This window comes from Cellulomonas sp. SLBN-39, assembly GCF_006715865.1.
Classification (GTDB): Bacteria; Actinomycetota; Actinomycetes; order Actinomycetales; family Cellulomonadaceae; genus Cellulomonas.
This window is the reverse complement of record NZ_VFOA01000001.1, coordinates 3,439,964-3,459,068: the sequence shown is the minus strand read 5'-3', so window position 1 is coordinate 3,459,068 and position 19,105 is coordinate 3,439,964. Positions and strand designations below refer to the sequence as shown.

The 19,105-nt window shown below is 73.3% G+C and carries 16 protein-coding genes; 6 read left to right on the top strand and 10 right to left on the bottom strand.

Annotation, left to right across the window (positions count from 1 at the left end; all coding sequences use genetic code 11):
- Window positions 1–35 precede the first annotated feature (35 nt).
- The 5 genes from FBY24_RS15750 to FBY24_RS15730 form a co-directional block, all read right to left on the bottom strand.
- Window positions 36–1,061, bottom strand: coding sequence for a 6-phosphofructokinase (locus FBY24_RS15750; protein ID WP_140458870.1), 1,026 nt, complete (start codon window positions 1,059–1,061; stop codon window positions 36–38).
- A 129-nt stretch (window positions 1,062–1,190) separates the two neighbouring features.
- Window positions 1,191–2,939 carry an ABC transporter ATP-binding protein gene (locus tag FBY24_RS15745; protein WP_142162031.1) on the bottom strand — a complete coding sequence of 583 codons (1,749 nt, stop codon included), beginning with the start codon at window positions 2,937–2,939 and terminating at the stop codon, window positions 1,191–1,193.
- 3 nt (window positions 2,940–2,942) lie between these two features.
- Entirely contained in the window at window positions 2,943–3,887 is a 945-nt protein-coding gene (locus FBY24_RS15740) for an ABC transporter permease (protein ID WP_142162029.1), read from the bottom strand.
- Complete coding sequence (locus FBY24_RS15735) at window positions 3,884–4,888, bottom strand: ABC transporter permease (RefSeq protein WP_140458867.1); 1,005 nt, start codon at window positions 4,886–4,888, stop codon at window positions 3,884–3,886. The genes FBY24_RS15740 and FBY24_RS15735 overlap by 4 nt, the downstream gene beginning before the upstream one ends.
- A 16-nt stretch (window positions 4,889–4,904) precedes the next feature.
- Entirely contained in the window at window positions 4,905–6,569 is a 1,665-nt protein-coding gene (locus tag FBY24_RS15730; protein WP_142162027.1) for an ABC transporter substrate-binding protein, read from the bottom strand.
- Between the two features lie 293 nt (window positions 6,570–6,862).
- Here FBY24_RS15730 and FBY24_RS15725 point away from each other — a divergent pair, with 293 nt between their 5' ends.
- Window positions 6,863–7,669, top strand: a complete 807-nt coding sequence (locus FBY24_RS15725) for a class I SAM-dependent methyltransferase (RefSeq protein WP_142162025.1) — start codon at window positions 6,863–6,865, stop codon at window positions 7,667–7,669.
- Between the two features lie 12 nt (window positions 7,670–7,681).
- On the opposite strand, the gene FBY24_RS15720 is transcribed toward FBY24_RS15725, so the two are convergent.
- The 3 genes from FBY24_RS15720 to polA all read right to left on the bottom strand — a co-directional run bounded on the left by FBY24_RS15720 (window position 7,682) and on the right by polA (window position 12,622).
- Window positions 7,682–9,328 carry a cation acetate symporter gene (locus tag FBY24_RS15720; RefSeq protein WP_142162023.1) on the bottom strand — a complete coding sequence of 549 codons (1,647 nt, stop codon included), beginning with the start codon at window positions 9,326–9,328 and terminating at the stop codon, window positions 7,682–7,684.
- Window positions 9,325–9,699: a DUF485 domain-containing protein gene (locus tag FBY24_RS15715; protein WP_142162021.1), complete on the bottom strand. Its 375-nt coding sequence runs from the start codon at window positions 9,697–9,699 to the stop codon at window positions 9,325–9,327. The genes FBY24_RS15720 and FBY24_RS15715 overlap by 4 nt, the downstream gene beginning before the upstream one ends.
- 154 nt (window positions 9,700–9,853) lie before the next feature.
- Window positions 9,854–12,622, bottom strand: coding sequence for a DNA polymerase I (polA, locus tag FBY24_RS15710; RefSeq protein ID WP_142162019.1), 2,769 nt, complete (start codon window positions 12,620–12,622; stop codon window positions 9,854–9,856).
- A 100-nt stretch (window positions 12,623–12,722) separates the two neighbouring features.
- On the opposite strand from polA, the gene FBY24_RS15705 reads away from it, so the two are divergent.
- Entirely contained in the window at window positions 12,723–13,106 is a 384-nt protein-coding gene (locus tag FBY24_RS15705; protein ID WP_140459200.1) for a hotdog fold thioesterase, read from the top strand.
- On the opposite strand, the gene FBY24_RS15700 is transcribed toward FBY24_RS15705, so the two are convergent.
- Window positions 13,022–13,687 carry a GNAT family N-acetyltransferase gene (locus FBY24_RS15700; RefSeq protein ID WP_142162017.1) on the bottom strand — a complete coding sequence of 222 codons (666 nt, stop codon included), beginning with the start codon at window positions 13,685–13,687 and terminating at the stop codon, window positions 13,022–13,024. The two genes, FBY24_RS15705 and FBY24_RS15700, sit on opposite strands and share 85 nt — an antisense overlap.
- A gap of 322 nt (window positions 13,688–14,009) precedes the next feature.
- On the opposite strand from FBY24_RS15700, the gene FBY24_RS15695 reads away from it, so the two are divergent.
- Genes FBY24_RS15695 through FBY24_RS15680 form a run of 4 tightly spaced genes read left to right on the top strand, consistent with a single transcriptional unit; the run spans window position 14,010 to window position 18,216 of the window.
- Complete coding sequence (locus FBY24_RS15695; protein WP_255432435.1) at window positions 14,010–15,389, top strand: branched-chain amino acid ABC transporter permease; 1,380 nt, start codon at window positions 14,010–14,012, stop codon at window positions 15,387–15,389.
- Between the two features lie 16 nt (window positions 15,390–15,405).
- Complete coding sequence (locus tag FBY24_RS15690) at window positions 15,406–16,392, top strand: branched-chain amino acid ABC transporter permease (protein ID WP_142162012.1); 987 nt, start codon at window positions 15,406–15,408, stop codon at window positions 16,390–16,392.
- Window positions 16,382–17,311, top strand: a complete 930-nt coding sequence (locus tag FBY24_RS15685; protein ID WP_142162010.1) for an ABC transporter ATP-binding protein — start codon at window positions 16,382–16,384, stop codon at window positions 17,309–17,311. Before FBY24_RS15690 ends, FBY24_RS15685 begins: the two co-directional genes overlap by 11 nt.
- Window positions 17,308–18,216 (top strand): ABC transporter ATP-binding protein, encoded by a 909-nt coding sequence (locus tag FBY24_RS15680; RefSeq protein WP_255432434.1) that lies wholly within the window; start codon window positions 17,308–17,310, stop codon window positions 18,214–18,216. The genes FBY24_RS15685 and FBY24_RS15680 overlap by 4 nt, the downstream gene beginning before the upstream one ends.
- A 126-nt stretch (window positions 18,217–18,342) precedes the next feature.
- Here FBY24_RS15680 and FBY24_RS15675 read toward each other — a convergent pair whose 3' ends face one another.
- A complete protein-coding gene (locus tag FBY24_RS15675; protein WP_142162008.1) occupies window positions 18,343–19,062 on the bottom strand; it encodes a bifunctional 2-polyprenyl-6-hydroxyphenol methylase/3-demethylubiquinol 3-O-methyltransferase UbiG in 720 nt (239 codons plus the stop codon).
- Window positions 19,063–19,105 lie beyond the last annotated feature (43 nt).

Genomic DNA, 19,105 nt, shown 5'->3' with positions numbered 1-19,105 from the left:
GCGGTGCGCAGGCAAAGCGAGGAGCAGGTGCGCGATCAGGCGAGCGCACCGGCCACCATGAGCAGGTCGTCGGGCACGTGCTGCACCTTCCCGGCGACCTCCTGCAGCTCGACGAGCTCGATCCGCTCGCCGCGGATCGCGGTCATCACGTCCGACCGGCCCGCGTTGATCGCGTCGATCGCCGCGACCCCGAACCGGGACGCCAGGATGCGGTCCGCCGCGGTGGGCGTGCCGCCGCGCTGGGTGTGCCCGAGGACGGTGACACGGGTGTCGAAGCCGGTGCGCCGCTCGATCTCGCCCTTGAGCCGCTCGCCGATCGCCCCGGCGACGATCTCGCCGAACTGGCCGACCTGGGTCTCGTAGTGCATGGCCGTGCCCTCCGCGGGCACCGCGCCCTCGGCGACGACGACGATCGAGAAGCTCGCGTGCGCACGGTGCCGGTGCTTGAGGAACTTCTCCACACGGGTGATGTCGAACGGCGCCTCGGGCGCGAGCACGAGCTCCGCACCGCCGGCGATGCCCGACGTCACCGCGATCCAGCCGGCGCTGCGGCCCATGACCTCGACGACCATGACGCGGTTGTGCGACTCGGCCGTCGTGTGGATCCGGTCGATGGCCTCGGTCGCGATGGTCACCGCGGTGTCGAAGCCGATGGAGCGGTCCGTTCCCCACACGTCGTTGTCGATCGTCTTGGGGATGCCGACGATCCGGACGCCGGCCTCGGCGATGCGGCTGGCCGCCTTGAGGGTGCCGTCGCCGCCGATGCAGATGAGGGCCTCGATGCGCTCGGCCTCGAGCGTCGCGAGCACGGCGTCCATGCCGCCGTCGTCCGCGTGGGGGTGGTACCGGGCGGTGCCGAGCAGCGTCCCGCCCGTGGCCAGCACGTTGCGGATGTGCTGGCGCGTGAGCGGCATGACGTCGCCGTCGACGACGCCCTTCCAGCCGTTGCGGAACCCGATGATCGAGTGCCCGTGGTCGCCCTCGCCCCGCTTGACGACGGCACGGATCGCGGCGTTCAGTCCCGGGACGTCGCCGCCGCCGGTGAGCAGTCCGACTCGCACGCTGGTAGCTCCTCGTTCGTGGTGGGGGGTGCGACGCGCCACCGTGCGCGTCGCGACCAGCCTACTGACGCCGCGGACCGGCCGGGTGCGCCTTCGGTCCTGGTCAGGTGCCCCCACCTGCCCCGCGGATCAGGCGGACCGGCCCAGCTCCAGCCCGCGGCCGGGGATCGCGTCGATCAGCATGCGGGTGTAGTCGGTGGCCGGCCGGTCGAAGACGTCGTCCGCCGAGCCCTGCTCGACGACCGCGCCCTGCTGCATCACCACGACGTGGTCGGCGATCTGCCGCACCACCGCCAGGTCATGGCTGATGAACAGGTACGACAGGCCGAGCCGGTCCTGCAGGTCCGCGAGCAGGCCCAGGATCTGCGCCTGGACGATCACGTCGAGCGCCGAGACGGCCTCGTCGCACACGACCAGCTCGGGCTCCAGCGCGAGGGCACGCGCGATCGCGACCCGCTGCCGCTGCCCGCCGGACAGCTCGGCAGGGTACCGGCGCAGCAGCTCGGCCGGGAGCGCGACCTGCTCGAGGAGCTCGCGCACGCGGGCCCGGCGGGCGGCGTGGTCACCGAGCCCGTGGGCGCGCAGCGGCTCCTCGATGGTCCGGTAGATCGTGAACAGCGGGTCGAGGGAGGCGTACGGGTCCTGGAAGATCGGCTGCACGCGGCGGCGCAGCGCGAGCTCGCCCGCACGGTCGCGGCCCGCGACGTCCTCGCCGTCGAAGCGGATCGTGCCGGACGTCGGCTCGAGCAGCCCGAGCATCATGCGCGCCACGGTGGACTTGCCCGAGCCGGACTCCCCCACCACCGCGACCGTCGTCCCGCGCGGGACGACGAAGCTCACGTCGTCGACCGCGCGCAGGTCGGTGCCGCGCCCGAGCAGGCCGCGCCCGCGCAGGCGGAACACCTTGCTGACGTCCTCGACCTCGACGATGTGGTCGGCAGCCGTCCCGTCGGCCGCGGCCGCCCCGGTCGGCGCCGCCGCGGTGGCGGGCTCCTCCGTGCCGACGTCCGCCGCGGGCGGGGACGCGGTCGTCGACGCCTGCACGGGCGCCCCGGCGTGCGCGAGGTCGATCCGCCGGGACGCCAGCGACGGCGCGGCCGCGATGAGGCGGCGCGTGTACTCGTGCTGCGGGTCGCTCAGCAGCGTGCGGGCCGGCCCCTGCTCGACGACCTCGCCGCGGTACATGACCACCACGCGGTCGGCCCGCTCGGCGGCCAGGCCCAGGTCGTGCGTGATGAGCAGCACCGCGATCCCGAGCCGGTCGGTCAGCGCGGTGAGGTTGTCCAGGATCGTGCGCTGCACGGTCACGTCGAGCGCCGACGTGGGCTCGTCCGCGACCAGCAGCTGCGGGCGCGCGGCCAGGCCCATCGCGATGAGGGCCCGCTGGCGCATGCCGCCGGAGAACTCGTGGGGGTACTGCTGGGCCCGACGCTCGGCGTCGGGCAGCCCCGCCTCGCCGAGCAGCTCGACGGTGCGCGCGCGCACACCCCGGCCGCTGAGCACCCCGTTGTCGACGAGGGCCTCGTCGACCTGGTGACCGACGCGGCGCACGGGGTTGAGGTTCGACATGGGGTCCTGCGGCACGAGGCCGATCTGCGACCCGCGCAGCCGGTGCATGGCCGCGGGCGACAGCGTCGTCAGGTCCTGGCCGTCGAAGGTGATCTGCCCTCCCGTGACCCGGCCGTTGTCGGCGAGCAGGCCCATGACGGCCGCGGCGGAGGTGGACTTGCCCGACCCGGACTCCCCCACCACCGCGACGGTCTCGCCGGCGTGCACGTCGAACGAGACGCCGCGCACGGCGACGGTCGGGCCGGCGTCGGTGCGGAAGGTGACCTCGAGGTCACGGATGCTCAGCAACGGCGTGGTCTGCGTGGTCACGGGTCAGCGCCTCCGGGAGCGGGGGTCGAGGGCTTCGCGCAGCGCCTCGCCGAACAGGGTGAAGCCGAGGGCCGTGACGGAGATGCAGATGCCGGGCCACAGGGCCAGGCGCGGTGCGATCTCGAGCTCGTTCTGCGCGGCGACCAGCATGCGGCCCCACTCGGCGGTCGTCGGCGACCCGCCGCCCAGGCCGAGGAACGACAGCGCGGCGGCCTCGATGACGGCGGTCGCGAGCAGGAGCGTGGCCTGGACGATCACCGGCGAGACGGAGTTGGGCAGGATGTGGCTCATCGTCACCGTGCGCCGGGACAGCCCGAGCGACCGTGCGGCCAGCACGTAGTCCTGGCCGCGCTGGGCGAGCATCGACCCGCGCAGGAGCCGGGCGAAGACGGGGACCTGCACGACGCCGATGGCGAGCACGACCGACGAGGGCGACGGTCCGGCGACGGCGGCGATCGAGACCGCGAGCAGCAGGCTGGGGACGGCCAGCATGAGGTCGACCAGGCGCATCGCGGCCGAGTCGACCCAGCCGCCGAACGCCCCCGCGAGCAGGCCGACGACCATGCCGCCGGCCAGCCCGAGCAGCGTGGACAGCACGCCGATGAGCAGCGACGCCCGCGCACCCCAGATCAGCTGGGACAGCAGGTCGGCGCCGTAGCGGTCGAGGCCCAGGGGGTGCTCGGCCGAGGGGCCGGGGATGAACGTGGGGCGCACGTCGGCCCGGCCGGGCAGCTCGCCCGGGGCGTAGGGGGCCAGCACGGGTGCGAGCAGCGCGACGAGCACGAACACCAGGACGATCGCGGCGCCGACGAGCGCGCCGGGGTTGCGGACCAGGCGCCGGGCCGCGACGCGCCACAGCGCCTCGCCCGCGCGGCGGTCCTCGGCGAGGCCGTCCCCGGGCGAGCCGGGGGTGTCCTGCGGGACCTCGTAGACCTCGGGTGCGCTCATCGGGCCCTCATCCTCGGGTCGATCAGCCCGTACGACACGTCGACGAGCAGGTTCACCATCGCGTAGACCACGGCGATCAGCAGGATGAACCCCTGCAGCACCGCGTAGTCGAGCGAGAAGATGGCGTCGGACAGGAACTTGCCGATCCCGGGGTAGGCGAACACGGTCTCGGTCAGCACGGCCCCCGACAGGAGCAGGCCGACCTGCAGACCGATCGTCGTGGACACCGGGAGCATGGCGTTGTGCAGGATCACGCGGCCGCGCACGTGGTCCGGGCGCATGCCCTTGGCCCGTGCGGTGCGCACGTAGTCGGCGTGCTGCACGTCGATGACGGACGCGCGGGTGATGCGGGCGATGATCGCCAGCGGGATCGATCCGAGGGCGACCGCCGGCAGGACGAGGTGGACGAAGGCGTCCCAGCTCGCGTCCCACTCCCTCGTCAGCAGCCCGTCGAGCACGTAGAAGCCCGTCGGGTGCGTCGCGATCATCGCGGGGTCCTGGCGCCCGGACGACGGGAACCAGCCGAGCTGCACCGCGAACAGCCACTTGAGCAGGAACGCGAGGAAGAACACCGGCACGGTCACGCCCAGGAGGGAGACGACCACGGCGACGTGGTCGACGGACCGGCCCTGGTGGCGGGCGGCGAGGTACCCGAGCGGGATGCCCACGCCGACCGCCACCAGGAGGGCGACGAGCGAGAGCTCGATCGTCGCCGGGAACCGCAGGAGGAACTCGTCGAGCACGGGGCGTCCCGTGCGGGTCGAGACCCCGAAGTTGCCCTGCAGCAGCTGGCCGAGCCAGGTCACGTACTGCTCGGGCAGGGGCCGGTCGAAGCCGTAGAGCTGGTTGATCCGCTCCACGGCCTCCGGGGTGGCGCGCTCCCCCAGGAGGGCCTGGGCAGGCCCTCCGGGGAGAGCGCGCACCCACAGGAACAGCAGGATCGACAACCCGAGCAGGGTCGGGACGAGCAGCGCCAGGCGCCGCAGGATCAGTCGGGTCATCGGGTGGTGCAGCTCCTCAGTCCGTGAACGTGATCACGTTGTAGACCTCGTCCTGGACCGGCGACGCCGGGTACCCCTGGACGTAGGGCGCGAACGCGAGCGAGGGCACGGGGTGGGCGAGCGGGACGCCGGGCAGGAAGTCGAGGATCTGCGCGTTGGCCTCCTCGTACGCCGCGGTCTGCTCGTCGATGTCGGCGACGTACCGCGCGTCGTTGATGGCCGCGAACAGGTCCTCGTTCTCGAAGCCCCACTCGTTCGACGGGCCGCCGAAGAAGACACCGATGAAGTTGTAGGTGTCGTTGTAGTCGCCGGTCCAGCCCAGCAGGTGCAGGCCGTGGTCCTCGCCGCCCTGGATCTTGTCCAGGTACTCCGGGTTCCACGGGTCCGGGACGGGGTTGACCGTGATGCCGACGGCCTCGAGGTCGGCCGTGATCGCGGTGAACACCTGCTCCGGGGTCGGCATGTAGGGCCGCGAGACGTTGGTCGGGTAGTTGAAGTCGAGCGTCAGGTCCGACTTCCCGGCCTCGGCGAGGAGCTCGCGCGCCTTGTCGGGGTCGTACTCGTACGTCGTCACGTCCTCGTTCCAGCCGGCCACGACGGGCGGGACGAAGTTGGTCGCGACCTCGGTGCCCTCGGGGAGGGTCTGCGCGACGAGCGCCTCCTTGTTGATCGCGTGCGCGATCGCCTGCCGCACCCGCAGGTCCGCGAGGTCCGGGTTGGCCTGGTTCATGCCCAGGTAGAGGATGTTGAACGGGTCGCGGTTGACGATCTCGTAGCCCTCGTCCGCGAGCGCGACGACGTCGGCCGGGCCGACCAGGTCGTAGCCGTCGATGTCGCCGGCCTGCAGCGCCTGCCGGCGGGCGGTGGCGTCGGCGATGATCGGGAAGACGATCCGGCGGACCTGGCCCTGCTCGCCCCAGTACTCCTCGTTGGCCGACAGGACGACCTCCTCGCCCGGGCTCCACGACTCGAACACGAAGGGTCCGGTGCCGGTCGGGTGGCCGGTCGCGTACTCGGGCAGCACCGGCGCGTCGCCCTCGCCCGTCACGCCGTCGGCGTCGTACTCCTCGAGCGCGGTGGGCGACTGCATGGAGAACGCGGGCAGGGACAGCGCCGAGATGAGCTCGGGCAGCGGGCTCTGCAGCGTGACGACGGCGGTGCTGGGGTCGACCGCCTCGCAGGACTCGTACTTGCCGGTGCCGTCGAGGGTCTCGACGTCGCTCTCGGCGAAGCCGCCGTTGACCTTCTGCCAGTAGTACGACAGGGACTCCGACTGGAGCACGCCGGTGAAGCCGTTCCACCGGTCGAAGTTGAAGCACACGGCGTCGGCGTCGAAGTCCGTGCCGTCGTGGAAGGTCACGCCCTCCTTGAGGGCGAACGTGTACTCCAGCCCGTCCTCGCTGACCTCCCAGGACTCCGCGAGGAGCGGGGCGGGGTCGGCCGTGCCGGGCTCGACGCCGACGAGGCCCTCGAAGATCTGCCGGGCGATGCGGAACGACTCACCGTCGCTCGCGAACGCCGGGTCGAGCGACGCGGGGTCCGAGGACGCCGCGAAGATGAACGTGTCCCGGCCTCCGGACGCCGTGGCGCCCTCCTCCGCGTCGCGGTCGCTCGCCGCGCACCCGGTGAGCACGAGCCCCACCGCGACGCCGCCGGCGACCGTCTGCCACCTGGTCCTCATCGATCAGCACCTCTCGTCAGGGCGCGGAGCAGACCGCGCCGGGGCAACCCGCCCGACCGTAAAGAGCCAACGTCACAGCGAGTGGAGCAGCACATCACAGGCGTGTTACGTACCAGTACGCACTGTTCACATGGTGGACACATGGTGGGCTCACCGCAGCCGCACGGGCGGCTCACGGGCACCGCACGGGCCGACGCCCGGACCGGCAGGGGCACGCCCGGGGGTCACGAGGCCGGCACCGTGGGGCGCGGCCCCGCGCGCGCCCTGCACCGCGGGCCTGGGAGGATGCGGCCGTGGACGACGCACTGGCACGGGCCGGGTACCGCGACGTGGCCCCCGAGGAGGGTGGCGGCGCGGCGCGCGGCTGGTGGGACGCCAACGCCGAGGAGTACCTCGCCGAGCACGGGGACTTCCTGGGCCCGGACGACTTCGTCTGGTGCCCCGAGGGCCTGCGGGAGGCGGACGCGCACCTCCTCGGCGACGTGCGCGGCGCGACGGTGCTCGAGGTCGGCGCGGGCGCCGCGCAGTGCTCGCGGTGGCTCACGGCCGCCGGTGCCCGCGCCGTGGCGACCGACGTGTCGGGCGGCATGCTGGCCGCCGGCGCGGGGTACGACGCCCGTCGCGGGAGCCGCACCCCGATGGTCCAGGCCGACGCCCGGCACCTGCCGTTCGCCGACGCGTCGTTCGACGTGGCGTTCACCGCGTTCGGCGCCCTGCCCTTCGTGCCGGACGCCGGCCGGGTGCACGCCGAGGTCGCCCGCGTGCTGCGCCCGGGCGGGCGGTGGGTCTTCGCGGTGACCCACCCCGTGCGCTGGGCGTTCCCCGACGACCCGGGCACCGGCGGGCTGACGGCCGCGCGCTCGTACTTCGACCGGCGGCCGTACGTCGAGGAGGCCGCCGACGGGCGGGTGCTGTACGCGGAGTACCACCGCACGCTCGGCGACCACGTCCGTGAGCTCACCGGCGCGGGCCTCGTGCTGGACGACCTCGTGGAGCCGCCGTGGCCGGCCGGGCACGACCGGGTGTGGGGCGGCTGGGGCCCGGTCCGCGGGGCGCTGCTGCCCGGCACGGCGGTCTTCGTGACCCGCCGTGCCGGCTGAGCACGCACGCCCTCAGTGGGCCGTCGCCTTCTCCGCGCCGGCCCCGGTCAGCGACCGGACCTCCATCTCCGCGAACCGTGCGGGGTCGCCGGTCTCCTTGCTGAGCAGGGTGCCGACGATCCCGAGGAGGAACGCCAGCGGGATCGACACGATGCCGGGGTTCTCCAGCGGGAACCACGAGAAGTCGACGGACGTGTCGCGGATCATCGACAGGCTCTCCCCCGTCGTCGGGTCGACCTTCCCCGAGACGACCGGGGAGAAGACGATGAGGACGACGCACGAGACGAGCCCGCCGTACATGCTCCACAGCGCCCCCGCCGTGTTGAAGCGGCGCCAGAACAGCGAGTAGAGGATCGTCGGCAGGTTCGCCGACGCAGCCACCGCGAACGCCAGAGCCACCAGGAACGCCACGTTCTGCCCGTTGGCGAAGATCCCGCCGACGATCGCGAGCGCACCGATCGCCACCACGGTGATCCGCGCGACCCGCACCTCGCCGTCGGGCGCGACCTCGCCCCGCTTGATCACCGACGCGTAGATGTCGTGCGCGAACGACGCCGCAGCCGTGATCGTCAGGCCGGCGACGACCGCGAGGATCGTGGCGAAGGCGACCGCCGAGATGACGCCGAGCAGCAGCACGCCGCCGAGCTCGTAGGCCAGCAGGGGCGCGGCGGAGTTGACGCCGCCGGGTGAGCCGAGGATGACCTCGGGGCCGACGAGCGCGCCCGCGCCGTACCCGAGCACGAGGGTGAAGAGGTAGAAGACGCCGATGAGCCAGATGGCCCAGACCACCGACCGGCGCGCCTCCTGCGCCGACGGCACGGTGTAGAACCGCATCAGCACGTGCGGGAGCCCCGCGGTGCCGAGGACGAGCGCGAGCGCCAGCGACAGGAAGTTCAGCTGCGTCAGGCCCGAGAGGCCGTACTGCCGACCGGGCTCCACGAGGGACTCCCCGCCCTCGCCCGCCGTGTCGATCGCGGCCTGGAGGAGCGCCGACAGGTCGAACCCGTGCCGTGCGAGCACCCACACCGTCATGACGCCGGCGCCCGCGATGAGCAGCACCGCCTTGATGATCTGCACCCACGTGGTGCCCTTCATGCCGCCGACGAGGACGTACATGATCATCAGCGCGCCGACGACCGCGATCACGACCGCCTGCCCCGCCGTGCCCTCGATGCCGAGCAGCAGCGCGACCAGCCCGCCTGCCCCGGCCATCTGCGCGAGCAGGTAGAAGAAGACGACAGCCAGGGTCGACAGCGCGGCGGCCATGCGCACGGGGCGCTGCCGGAGCCGGAACGACAGGACGTCGGCCATGGTGAAGCGGCCCGTGTTGCGCAGGAGCTCGGCGACCAGCAGCAGCGCGACCAGCCACGCGACGAGGAAGCCGATGGAGTAGAGGAACCCGTCGTACCCGTAGATCGCGATGGCGCCGCAGATGCCGAGGAACGACGCCGCGGACAGGTAGTCGCCGGCGATCGCCGTGCCGTTCTGCGGACCGGTGAACGAGCGGCCCGCCGCGTAGTAGTCGGCGGCGCTGCGGTTGTTGCGGGAGGCGCGGAACACGATGACGAGGGTGACCAGCACGAACGCGCCGAAGATCGCGATGTTCACGACCGGGTCACCCACCTGGGCGGCGGGGGCCGCGACGCGCACCGCGCTCATGCGCGCACCTGCCCGTCGGCCGCGCCGACCGTGCCCTGCTCGATCTGGTCGCGCAGGCGCGCGGCGACAGGGTCCTGGCGCCTGTTCGCCCAGCGGGCGTAGCCCATCGTGATCGCGAACGTCGTGACGAACTGGCCGAGACCGAGCAGCAGCCCCACCGTGATCGTGCCGGTGACGCGCTGGCTCATGACGTCGTGCGCGTAGCTCGCCAGCAGCACGTACGTGAAGTACCACAGGAGGAAGAACGCGGTCAGCGGGAAGACGAACCGGCGGAAGCGCCGGCGCAGGTCGGCGAACTCCGCCGACCGCTGGACGCGTTGGTAGTCGGTCTCGGCGACGACGTCAGGGCCGTGGTGGGCGGTCTCGGGCACGAGCACCTCCGGGGCTGCTCCGGCGGCCTCGTTGCCACCGTAGGCGGCCTACTGTGGCGCAGATCACCCACGGAATCCAGATTCCGCGCCGCAGAAGAACGTCCGAGTTTCTGCGATTCGCACCGTGGTCAGCCGCGTTAGTGACCTCGCTCGCTCAGTGCCCGGCCGCGTGCCAGCTCTCGCCGACGCCGACGGACACGTCGAGCGGCACCGACAACGGCCCGTCGGGCGCCCCGTCGCCCGCGTGCGCCATCTGCTCGCGCACGAGCTGCTCGACCTCCTCGCGCTCGCCCGCCGCGACCTCGAGCACGAGCTCGTCGTGCACCTGGAGCAGCAGCCGCGACGACAGGCCGCGGCGGGTCAGCTCGGCGTCCACGCCCAGCATCGCCACCTTGACCAGGTCGGCCGCACTGCCCTGGATCGGCGCGTTGAGCGCCATGCGCTCGGCGGTGTCCCGGCGCTGCCGGTTGTCGCTCGTCAGGTCCGGCAGGTAGCGCCGACGGCCCAGGATCGTGGCCGTCCAGCCCGTCGCGCGGGCCTCGTCGACCACGCCCGTCAGGTAGTCGCGCACGCCCCCGAACCGTGCGAAGTAGTCGTCCATCAGCGCGGACGCCTCGGAGACCTCGACCGCGAGCTGCTGCGACAGGCCGTAGGACGACAGGCCGTACGCCAGCCCGTAGCTCATCGCCTTGATCTTCGAGCGCATCGCCGCCGTGACCTCGTCCGTCGGCACGCCGAACACCCGCGAACCCACGTAGCTGTGCAGGTCCTCCCCCGAGCGGAACGCCTCCACGAGGCCGACGTCGCCCGACAGGTGCGCCATGATCCGCATCTCGATCTGCGAGTAGTCGGCCGTCAGCAGCGTCTCGTAGCCGTCGCCCACCACGAACGCCCGACGGATGCGCCGGCCCGCCTCCGTGCGGATCGGGATGTTCTGCAGGTTCGGGTCGGCCGACGACAGGCGCCCCGTCGCGGCGATGGTCTGCTGGAACGTCGTGTGGATCCGACCCGCCGGCGTGACCGAGCGCAGCAGACCCTCCACGGTCTGCCGCAGCCGGATCGCGTCGCGGTGCGCGAGCAGGTGCTCCAGGAACGGGTGCTGCGTCCGGGCGAACAGGTCCGTCAGCGCGGCGGCGTCCGTCGTGTAGCCCGTCTTGATCTTCTTGGTGCGCGGCATGCCCAGCTGGTCGAACAGGACCTCCTGCAGCTGCTTGGGCGAGCCGAGGTTCACCTCGCGGCCGATCACCGCGAACGCGTCCGCCGCGGCGGCCTGCACCTGGCCGTCGAACGTCCGCTCCAGCGCCACCAGGTGGTCGTGGTCCACCGCGATGCCCGTCCGCTCCATGCGCTCGAGCACCCCCTGCAGCGGCAGCTCCAGGTCGGCCAGCAGCCCGCCCGCCCCCCGGTCGTCGACCTCGGCGGACAGCACGTCGACGAGGTCGCGCACGGCCGCCGCACGCACCGCCGCGCGCCGCCCCTCGTCGGCACCGTCCATCTCCAGGTCGAGCGCCCCCTGCCCCGCCGACGCCGCGTCGTCCGCCGCGAGCTCACGGTGCAGGTAGCCGATCGCCAGGTCGCCCAGGTCGTAGGCCCGCCGGTCCGGCTGGCACAGGTACGCGGCCAGCTCGGTGTCGAACACCACGCCCGCGAGGGTCAGGCCGCGGCCGTCGAGCGCGTGCCAGGCCGTCTTGGCGGCGTGCACCGCCTTGGGCCGCGCCGGGTCGGCGAGCCACGCCGCGAGCGCCGCCTCGTCGACGGGGTCGATCTCGGCGAGGTCGTAGGCGACGGCCTGCCCGCTGCCGTCGGCGAGCGCCACGCCCCACGCGTCTCCCCGCGCCGGCGCCCCGGTGCCCCGGACGTCGACCCCGACGAGGGCGGTGCCGCGCGCGTCGAGCCACGCGGCCAGCCCACCGGCGCCGACCTCGACGACGTCCAGCGCGGCTGCCGTCGCGGCACGCTCCTCCTGCCCGTCGTCGGGCAGCATCGCGAACAGCCGGTCGCGCAGGGCACGGAACTCGAGCTCGTCGAGGATCGCGTGCAGCGCGGCACGGTCCCACGGCCGCACGGCGAGGTCCTCGGGGCCGACCGGCAGCTCGACGGAGTCGACGAGGTGGTTGAGCTCGCGGTTCAGCCGGACCTGGTCGAGGTGCGCGCGCAGCGACTCCCCGGCCTTGCCGGTGATGCGGTCGGCCGCGTCGAGGACGCCCGCGAGCCCGTCGTGCGCGGCGATCCACTTCGCGGCGGTCTTCGGGCCGACACCGGGCACGCCCGGCAGGTTGTCGCTGGACTCCCCGACGAGCGCCGCGAGGTCGGGGTAGCGCTGCGGCGGGACGCCGTACTTCGCCTCGACGGCCTCGGGCGTCATGCGCGCGAGCTCGGAGACGCCCTTGACGGGGTAGAGCACCGTGACCTCGGGGCGCACGAGCTGGAACGCGTCGCGGTCGCCGGAGCAGATCGCCACATGCATGCCCTGGGCGACGGCGCGGCCGGCGAGCGTGGCGAGGATGTCGTCCGCCTCGAACCCGGGCTTGTCGATGACCTGGACGTGCATCGTCTCCAGGACCCGACGGACCACGTCGACCTGCCCGCGGAACGGCTCGGGCGTCGCGTCGCGCGTGCCCTTGTACGCGGCGTACCGCTCGGTGCGGAAGGTCGTGCGGCCGGCGTCGAACGCGACGGCCACGTGCGTGGGCTCCTCGTCGCGGAGCAGGTTCGCGAGCATCGACACGAACCCGAACACGGCGTTCGTGGGCTGGCCCGAGGACGTGGCGAACTTGTCCACGGGCAGCGCGTAGAAGGCGCGGTAGGCCATGGAGTGGCCGTCGATCAGGAGCAGGCGGGGGGCGGGGCCACCCTCCTGCGAGGTCGGCGTCGACGGGGCGGATGGCTGCACGGCGCTCACGGGTGCCAACCTATCTGCCATGCCTGACACCGCCGACCGCGCACCGTCCGCCGCCGCTCCCACCGGTCGGGGCGCAGCCGCGCCCGCCCCGGACCCCGTCACCCCGGGCACCGCCGCCGCGATGCCGCCCGTGGCCGGCACGCTCATCGAACGCATGCAGATCACGATCGACCACGTCGACGCACGGGAGGCCCGCGGGTCGATGCCGGTCGAGGGCAACACCCAGCCGTACGGCCTGCTGCACGGCGGCGCGTCGGCCGTGCTGGCCGAGACGCTGGGCTCCTACGCCGCGCAGGTCCACGCCGGGGCGGGGCGCGCCGCCGTCGGCGTCGAGCTGAGCGCGACGCACCACCGGTCGGCCCGGGCAGGGACCGTGCGCGGCACCGCGACGGCGCTGCACCTGGGCCGGAGCCTGGCGACCTACCAGGTGGTCGTCGAGGACGCGGACGGCCGGCGGCTGTGCACGGCACGGCTGACCTGCATGCTCGTCGACGCGACCGGCTGAGCGGCCTCGGCGGCGCGGGCGCGGCGCCGGCGCTCGAGAAGGTCCTCGATCCCCCGGGCCGCGGGTCGCCGCACGGCCGCGGACCCCGTGTCGTGCGCGAGGCGCCGCTGCAGCACGGCCGTGGGCACGACCCGGTGGGCGGCCGCCGGCGCGAAGCCCAGGCGTGCGAGGAACCGGTGCATGCCGCGCGCACCGGGCAGCGGGGAGGCGAAGACCTCGTCCGCACCCGCCCGCCCCGCGGCGTCGGCGGCCGCGACCAGCAGCGCGTGCCCGAGCCCGCGCCGTCGCGCGTCCGGCCGGACGTAGAGCGCCTCGAGGTTGAGGACCACGGCGTCGGTGAAGGGCCCGGGGCCGACCAGGCGCCCGAGCAGGACGCCCGCGGGCTCCTCGTCGAGCGTCGCCACGAGCACCGTCGCACCGTCGAGGCCGAGCAGCGCACCGATCTGCTCGCGCAGGCGGTCGCGGTCGTCGGTGCACAGCTGGCGCCCCACGCCCAGCTCCGCACGGGCCCGCAGGCACAGGTCGACGACGGGGTCGAGGTCGGTCCGGGTGAGCGGACGGACTCGCGCACCAGAGCGCACGGGGGGCCTCCTGACGGGGTGGACCAGCCGGACGGGACCAGCTCCCCCCGGACGCGTCCCGTCCCGATCATGGCGCACCCGCACGCCCCTGCCTAGTCCCACGGTCGAGAGTCCCGGGCGTCCACCACGCCTGCACCGCGGCGCCGGTCCGGACGGCGCGGGGTCTCGTCAGGACGTAATGAACAGGACACAATCCCTCCCTATCGTCTGCCACCCGGCGGGCGTCAGGCCCACCACGACCCAGCGCCCCGGCGCACCTGCCCACCACCAAGGACGGAGGTCCCTCGTGCGAGCAGTCGCATGCCCGGACCGGCCAGCCCTCGTGCGACGGGGAGGGGCGGCCCTGCTGGCGACCCTCCTGCTGACCCTGGCGACGCTCGTCGCCGGCGTCCCCGCGCGAGCCGCCGCCACCGCGTGCACCCCTGACGACACCACCGCGTGCCTCAACATCACCGTCACCGTCCCCGGGACGGGCCCGGCGGCCGACGTCGGCCTCACCGTCGAGGGCGACGGCACGACCGTCGAGGCCACGACCGACGAGGCCGGCCGCGCGAGCGTGCCCGTCACCGCCGCGGGTGACTACGTCGTCGAGGTGGACGAGGCCACGCTCCCCGCGGGCACCACGCTGCGGGACCCCGCCGCGAACCCCGCGACGGTGACCGTCGAGCTGGGCCGTTCCGCCGGACGCATCTTCCAGGCCGTCGACCCGTCCGACGTCGCGGCCTCGCCGACCACCGCGCCCGCGGACGGCGAGAGCCCCGCCGACGACGCCACCGCCGCCCCCGAGACCGGCACCGGCGCCGAGGCGGGTGCGACGCGCGGCACCAACCGGGTCGCCCAGCTCGTCCTCGCCGGTCTCGTCTTCGGCCTGCTGCTGGCTCTCGCGTCGCTCGGCGCGAACCTGATCTACGGCACCACCGGGCTGTCGAACTTCGCGCACGGCGAGCTCGTCACCCTCGGCGGGATGATGGCCTTCGTCGCGGTGCAGCGCTGGGAGCTGCCGCTGTGGCTGGCGATCGTCGTCGCGACCGCGGCCGGCGCCCTCGCGGGCTGGCTGCTCAACGCGATCATCTTCGCCCCGCTGCGCCGCCGCGGCGTCGGGGTCACGCAGCAGATGATCGTGACGATCGGTCTCGCCCTGGCGGGGCTGTCGACGTTCCTGTTCATCTTCGGGGCGCAGCCGACGCCGATCGTCTCGGGCATCTCCGCGCGCATCCAGATCGGGCCCGTGCAGATCTCGGCGCAGTCGATGATCTCGGTGGCGATCGCCGTCGTGGCGCTGGCCGTCGTGGCGTTCACGCTGTCGCGCACCCGGCTGGGCCGTGCGACGCGGGCCGTCAGCGACAACCCGGCCCTCGCCGCCGCGACCGGCATCCGGGTGGAGTCGATCATCAGCGGCGTCTGGGTGGTCTCGGCCGCCCTGGCCTCGCTCGGCGGGGTCCTGCTCGCGCTGTACCTGAACTCGACGCGGTTCAACTTCGGGTCGACGCTGCTGCTGCTCATGTTCGCGGCGATCACGCTGGGGGGTCTCGGCTCCCCGCTCGGCGCGGTCCTCGGGGCCGTCGTCATCGGCCTGGTCGTGGAGCTGTCCACGCTCGTGCTGCCCAGCGACATGCGGTACGCCAGCGCGCTCGTGATCCTCATCCTCGTCCTGCTGCTGCGGCCGCAGGGCATCCTCGGGCGCGCCGAGCGCATCGGCTAGCGGGAGGTCGGAAACCATGGACTTCGGGCAGCTGCTCACCAACGTGCTCACCGAGATGACGGGGCCGACCGCGATCGCGTACGCCCTCGCCGCCATCGGTCTGAACATCCACTTCGGCCTCACCGGGCTGATCAACATGGGCCAGGCAGGCTTCATGCTGCTGGGCGCCTACGGCTTCGCGATCTCGACGATCGCGGGCGCACCCCTGTGGCTCGCGTTCGTGGTCGCGGTGGTCGTGGCGGTGCTCTTCGCGCTGCTGCTGGGCCTGCCGACCCTGAAGCTGCGGGGCGACTACCTCGCCATCGTCACGATCGCCGCCGCCGAGATCATCCGCATGATCGGCCGCTCGACGGCGCTGACGGACATCACCGGCGGCTCCGAGGGCCTGACCGGCAACTCCTTCAAGGGCACCTTCCAGGACGCGTCGCCGTTCCCCGACGACCGCTGGGCCCTCGGACCGATCACGCTGGCGACCAACACCTCCAACAGCTGGTGGCTGCGGATCGTCGGGTGGCTCGTGGTGGCCCTCGCGTGCCTGCTCGTCTGGCGCCTCATGCGCAGCCCGTGGGGCCGCGTGCTCAAGGGTGTGCGCGAGGACGAGGACGCGGTCCGTGCGCTCGGCAAGAACGTGTACTCCTACAAGCTCCAGGCCCTCGTCCTCGGCGGCGTCTTCGGCGCCCTCGGCGGCATCGTGTTCGTCCTGGCCAGCTCGGTGCAGGCCGACTCGCTCGGCCGGCCGGTCACGTTCAACACCTGGACGATCCTGCTGCTCGGCGGTGCCGCGACGGTCTTCGGCCCGGTCCTCGGCTCGCTGCTGTTCTGGGGCTCGCTGATCTTCGTGCGCGGGTTCCTGCGCGGCGTCGTCCCCGGCGACGTCCTCTCCGTGCAGCAGATCGAGCAGATCGGGTGGATCCTCGTCGGGCTGACGCTCATGCTGCTCATCGTGTTCCGGCCCCAGGGCATCCTGGGCGACAAGAAGGAGCTGGCGATCAATGCCCATTAAGGACGTCGTCGACCAGGCCCGCCGCGACCTCGCCCACGTCGAGCGCGTCCCGGGCGCGGTCAAGCCCGACGCCGTGCTCGTCGCCGACGGCGTCCGCCGCAGCTTCGGCGGCGTCAACGCCGTCGACGTGGCGCACCTCGAGGTGCAGAAGAACGTCATCACCGCGCTCATCGGCCCCAACGGCGCCGGCAAGACGACGTTCTTCAACCTCATGACCGGGTTCGACAAGCCCGACGCCGGCACCTGGGTCTTCGACGGCACACCGCTCGCCGGCGTCGCCGCGTCCCGGGTCGCCACGGCCGGCATGGTCCGCACCTTCCAGCTGACCAAGGCGCTCTCGCGCATGACCGTCCTGGAGAACATGCGCCTGGGCGCCCGGGACCAGCCCGGCGAGAACCTCTTCACGGCGCTCGTCAAGCCGCTGTGGTCGCCGCGGGAGCGGGAGATCACCGACAAGGCGATGTCGCTGCTCGAGCGGTTCAAGCTCGACGCCAAGAAGGACGACTTCGCCGGCTCGCTCTCGGGCGGGCAGCGCAAGCTCCTGGAGATGGCGCGCGCGCTCATGTCCGACCCGGCCCTGGTGATGCTGGACGAGCCGATGGCCGGGGTCAACCCGGCCCTCACGCAGTCGCTGCTCGGGCACATCACCGACCTGCGCGACCACGGCACGAGCGTGCTGTTCGTCGAGCACGACATGCACATGGTCCGGCACATCTCCGACTGGGTCGTCGTCATGGCCCAGGGGCAGGTCGTCGCCGAGGGCCCTCCGGCGGAGGTCATGGCCGACCAGGCCGTCATCGACGCCTACCTGGGCGCCCACCACGACACCGACCTGGGCGACGACGCGCTGCTCGTCGAGGGCGGCACCATCGACGCCGAGGCCGAGGCCGAGGCGCAGGCCGAGGAGACGAAGCCGTGACCGAGACCACTGCACCCGCCCTGCACCGCGGAGCGCCTGCGGGCGAGCCGCTGCTGCACGCCGACGACCTCGTCGCGGGCTACCTGCCCGGCGTCAACATCCTCAACGGGTGCTCGCTCGTGCTGCACCCCGGCGAGCTCGTCGGGATCATCGGCCCCAACGGCGCCGGCAAGTCGACGCTGCTCAAGGCCCTGTTCGGCCTCGTGAACATCCGCGAGGGCCGGCTGACCCTCGGGGGCGAGGAGATCACGAACATGCGGGCCGACGCGCTCGTGCACAAGGGCGTGGGCTTCGTCCCCCAGACGAACAACGTGTTCCCGAGCCTGACGATCGAGGAGAACCTGCAGATGGGCGTCTACCAGACGCCCGCGAAGTTCTCCGAGCGCCTCGAGGTCGTGCTGCACCTGTTCCCCGAGCTGGTCAAGCGCCGCAAGCAGCGTGCGGGCGCACTCTCGGGCGGTGAGCGCCAGATGGTCGCGATGGCCCGGGCGCTCATGCCCGAGCCGTCGGTGCTGCTGCTGGACGAGCCGTCCGCGGGCCTGTCCCCCGTCCGCCAGGACGAGGCGTTCCTGCGGACCCGCCGCATCAACAAGGCGGGTGTCTCGGTCATCATCGTCGAGCAGAACGCCCGCCGTGCCCTGCAGATCTGCGACCGGGCGTACGTCCTCGACCAGGGACGCAACGCGTACTCCGGCCCGGGCCGCGAGCTCATGACCGACCCCAAGGTGATCGAGCTCTACCTCGGCACGCTCGCGACCGACGTGGACGCCGCCCGCGCGGACGCCGAGGCGGGCACGGCGGCGCACGCTGCCGCGGAGGCTGCTCCGTCGGAAGCTCCACCGGCCGCCGCCACCGCGGGCACCGCACCGGTCGGTCCCGACACGTCGCCCGAGGCCAAGGACTGAGGTGCGCACGAGGGGGCCGGGAGCGTTCGCTCCCGGCCCCCTCGTCGTCGTGGCGCCCCGCCCTCGGGTCCGCGACGCGCCCACCGGGCCGCAGCACCGTCGCTGAGGGCGGCGCCGCTGGCACCGTCAGGGGCGCTCGGGCCCCCGGCGTGCGACCAGGACGGCGTCCTGGATGTCCCGACGCACCCCGTCACGGACGACGGTCCGGGGGCGGCGCTCGGCGGCCAGCACCTCGACGTCGTCAGGCAGCGCGGGCACGAGGTCGGTCGCCTCGAACATCGCCGCCCGGCGGAGCTGGCTCACCCCCGCGAGCTCGTCCGTCGGCGCATGACCCACGACGAGCAGGTGCCCGCCCGGGGCGACCGCCTCGCACAGACGGCGCACGACGTCGACGATCCCCCCGGCCGCGGGGTGCAGGTAGTGCGACGTGACCAGGTCGAAGGACCGGCCGCCTGCCGCGAACGTCCGGGCGTCGACCTGCCACCAGTCGACCCGGTCGGCGACACCGGCGTCGGCGGCGTGCCGCGCGGCCCGCGCGAGGCCGTTCGCGGAGAAGTCGGCGCCCGTGACCCGCCAGCCCTGGCGCGCCAGCCAGACCACGTCCCCGCCCTCGCCGCAGCCGAGGTCGAGCGCCGTGCCCGGGCGGCCGAGACCGGAGGCGACGGTGACGAGCTGGGGGTTCGGCTCGCCGCTCCAGACGGGTGCGTCGCCCGCGTACCGGATCTCCCAGCCGGCGGGCTCGAACACGTCGAGCTCGTCGTCCGGCGCCCCGGTGCCGTGGTGGTGACCGTGGCCGCCGGTGGTGGGCGTGTCGTGGTGCGGGGGCGTCTGCTGCTGGTGCGTCATGCACTCAGTCTGCCGCCGCGATGCTCGACGGGCATCACCCCTT